1 protein-coding gene is annotated in these 1,308 nt (G+C 69.3%); it reads left to right on the forward strand.

Annotated elements, in window-relative coordinates:
- Positions 1 to 104: 104 nt before the first annotated feature.
- Positions 105 to 1,289, forward strand: a complete 1,185-nt coding sequence (locus ACZ562_RS38345) for an NAD(P)/FAD-dependent oxidoreductase (RefSeq protein ID WP_471189357.1) — start codon at positions 105 to 107, stop codon at positions 1,287 to 1,289.
- The last annotated feature ends 19 nt before the right edge of the window (positions 1,290 to 1,308 follow it).

Below are 1,308 nucleotides of genomic sequence, written 5' to 3' on the forward strand. Positions count from 1 at the left end.
CTGAGCGGGAGGGCCTCACCCAGGGGCACCCATCGCTCCTGGGCGCGGGAACTGACCAAGCAGGACGACACGTTCATCGACGTCTGAGGCAGGAGTACCTCACCATGCGCAGCAACATCCTTGTGTTAGGCGCCGGCTTCGCCGGTCTGAGCACGGTGCGCGAGCTGCAGAAGCACGTGGCACCCGACGACAGGATCACGCTGGTCGACCGCACCGACACCCAGGTACAGGGCCTGTCCCTGCTGTGGCTGCTGCGGGGCTGGCGCTCGCTGGACCAAGTGCGGGTGACACCGACCAAGCAGGCGCTGGGCCGGGCCGACCACCTGCCGGCCGACGTGCAGCGGCTCGATCTCGCGACCCGCACCGTCCACACGTCCCAGGGCCCGCTCGACTATGACGCCCTGGTTCTCGCGCTCGGCGCCGAGCTCGACACCGGCGCCGTGCCCGGCCTGAACGAAGCACTCGCGGCCGGAGTGGCGGCGCACTACAACTCACCCGACGCAGCCGTCGACGCACACGCCAAGCTGAACGCCGTCTCCTCGGGCAAGGTCGTGTTCCTGGTGACCAGCCTCCCCTACCGGTGCCCGGCGTCGCCGTACGAGGGTGCCATGCTCGCCTCCGACCTGCTGACGGAGACCGGCGTGCGCGACAAGGTGGTGATCGACGTCTACACCCCCGAGCCGCAACCGATGCCCAGCGCCGGGCCCGTCGTCGGCCACGGCGTGGTACAGATGCTCGCGGCCCAGAACATCGGCTTCCACCCGGGCCGCCAGGTCGAGCGGGTCGACGCGGTGACCCGCGAGGTGGTCTTCGAGGACGGCGAGCACATCTCGTTCGATCTGCTGGTGTTCGTCCCGCCGTATCAGGCCCCCGCCCCGGTCAGGGCAGCCGCCCTGTCCCCCACCGGGTGGGTTCCGGTGGACGCCCACACCCTCAAGACCCCCGTCGACGGCGTCTGGGCACAGGGCGACACCGCCTCGATCACCCTGATCAACGGCAAGCCGCTGCCGAAGGCCGCGGTCTTCGCCAAGGGCCAGGCCCACGCGGTCGCAGCGGGAATCGCCCGGCACCTGGGCCACGACCACACACCGGAGCCGCACTTCGACGGCCACGGGTACTGCTACCTGGAGATCGGCGGTCATCTGGCAGCCAAGGGTGAAGGCGACTTCTACCACCCCGACGGCCCCAGGATCGAACTGTCGGAACCATCCGAGGAACTGCACCACGCCAAACAGCACGACGAACAACAGTGGCTGACCCAATGGACCACAAGCCAGCAGGACGCCTGACCGCACCTCACCCCCTCAT

It is taken from the genome of Streptomyces sp. NPDC040410, from assembly GCF_055595715.1.